This window comes from Cryobacterium sp. 10I1 (assembly GCF_035019805.1).
In the GTDB taxonomy this organism is placed as follows: Bacteria; Actinomycetota; Actinomycetes; order Actinomycetales; family Microbacteriaceae; genus Cryobacterium; species Cryobacterium glucosi.
The window spans coordinates 1-1,839 of the sequence record NZ_JASJVF010000412.1; the positions used below are offsets into that span (position 1 = coordinate 1).

At 71.4% G+C, this 1,839-nt stretch carries 3 protein-coding genes; 1 reads left to right on the forward strand and 2 read right to left on the reverse strand.

Going from position 1 to position 1,839, the window contains the following annotated elements:
- Together QN345_RS18590 and QN345_RS18595 are read right to left on the reverse strand one after the other, a co-directional pair.
- A partial coding sequence (locus QN345_RS18590) for a YcnI family protein (protein WP_323509060.1) occupies nucleotides 1-508 on the reverse strand: 508 nt, incomplete at its 3' end.
- Nucleotides 509-608: 100 nt separating this feature from the next.
- The gene (locus QN345_RS18595) at nucleotides 609-1,331 is read right to left on the reverse strand and encodes a hypothetical protein (RefSeq protein ID WP_134559205.1); all 723 of its coding nucleotides are present in this window, start codon (nucleotides 1,329-1,331) and stop codon (nucleotides 609-611) included.
- 117 nt (nucleotides 1,332-1,448) lie between these two features.
- Between QN345_RS18595 and QN345_RS18600 the strand changes: the two genes are divergently transcribed.
- Nucleotides 1,449-1,839 (forward strand): EamA family transporter (locus tag QN345_RS18600; RefSeq protein WP_323509061.1); only part of this gene is annotated, 391 nt, incomplete at its 3' end.

Genomic DNA, 1,839 nt, shown 5'->3' on the forward strand with positions numbered 1-1,839 from the left:
CCGGGTGCTCCGGTTCGGCCTCACCGTCGACGGTATGGGCGTCCCAGTTCGTCGAACCGGTGACACAGGTCTGCACGACGGGGAACTCGAGGGTCGTGCCGGCCGCATCCGTGGGGATCTGCAGGCTGAGGTCGAATGTCGTCCGCAGGCCGTCGGCCATCGGGGTGATCGCGGTGTATACGACGGCGCCGATCCTGTCGGTGATCGAGGTGCCGTCCTCGTCCGTCAGCGGGGTCGCGAGCGGAGTGGAGGTCTTCTCGACGGACCAGTTGGGGTTGACCGTCGGCGTGACACTGACGACGCTCTCCGGGATGGCGATGCTGATGGAGGTCGTGGGTGATCCGGCGCAGCCGTGCGGGAGCGCGAAGCTCAGCACGGAGTACGAGCCGGCCGCGGCCGAGGACGGGTCGATGTCGATGTGGGCGCTCGCGGAGAGCGGCGCGGCAAGGGCGAGAATGCCGCCGGCGAGCAGGGCGGATGCCGCGAGGGCGGTGGTCTTGAACGTCACTGTGGTTCCTTAGATAGTTGGCGGCACCGAACAACCGGGGCATCGGGCTGCAGCGCACGCGACTGCCCCTGGTTCGGAGCGAAAAGCAAAACGGTCTGGTCTAGGCGAAACGCAGGGTCTCCGGCGGGCCGCGGTGCCGCATCACGGACAGGAGCACCCCGAGGTCTCGGGGCAGGAAGACGAGCGTCGGCGCCGGGACGCGGTGCGCCGTGCGAGCGCGGACCGGCAGGCTGCTGGCGACCAGGACCCTGCGGACGACGAGTCGCGCCGCCGCGACGAGGATGCCGAACGCACGTTCGCCATGCCGGAGGGCGACGATCGTCACGACGGCCGCCAGCAGGTGCGCGAGCGACATCAGGGCCGCGTCGAGGGGGGCTGCGGACATGCCGGTCATGCCGGCCATCGGCAGGGCTGCGTGGGCGCCGGACAGTCCGGGGACGCCGGACAGTCCGGAGACGCCGGACAGTCCGGGCGCGGTCGTCGCGCCCGACTGCACCGAGAGCAGGGCGGAACCCGCCGCGTGACTGTGGGCGGGCAGGGTGCCGGCCGGGGCATCCGTTCGCAGGGAACCGCCGGATGCGCCGAGGGAGAACAGGCCGTGGAAGATCAGCTGGCTCGTGAGCACGGCCGCCGTGGTACGCCAGAGGGAGGCAGCGCGGCCGGCGAGGCCGATGCAGACGATGCCGGCGAACGCGAGGGAGATGACGACGGGAAGGAGACCGGGGGCTGCGCCGCCACCGAGGGTGTGCGACAGTGCCGCGACGAAGGTCGCGAAACCTGCGATATACCAGCCGCGAGCGAACCGTGCCCAGCGTGCGGTCATCGTTCCTCCTCCGGCCGTGTCGCTCCCACCATACCTGTGCCGGAATCGCCGGCGTGTGCCCGGTGCGTGCGCCCGGTGCATGAGCCTGGGCCTGGCTGCGCAGCTCGCATAGGCTGGATGCCTATGCTCACCGCCCTGGTCGGACTCGCCGGCGCCCTCATCTACGGGAGCGCCGACTTTCTCGGCGGCCTCGCGGCCAAGCGGCTCAGTTCGGTGCTCGTCACCGCGGTCGCCGCGAGCTCCGGGCTGCTGGTCCTGCTCGTCGCCCTGCCGTTCGTGGGAGGCGTCTGGTCGCCGGACGCCGTGCTCTGGGGTGCGCTCTCGGGGGTGACCGGTGCGATCGCGATCTCCCTCCTGTATGCGTGCCTCGCGATCGGTCCGATGAGCATCCTCTCGCCCCTGACCGCCGTGGTCTCGGCGGTCGTGCCGATGACCGCCGGCCTCGTCGGCGGCGAACGGCTCGCGCCGGTCGGATACGCCGCCCTCGGTCTCGCGCTCGTCGCGGTCG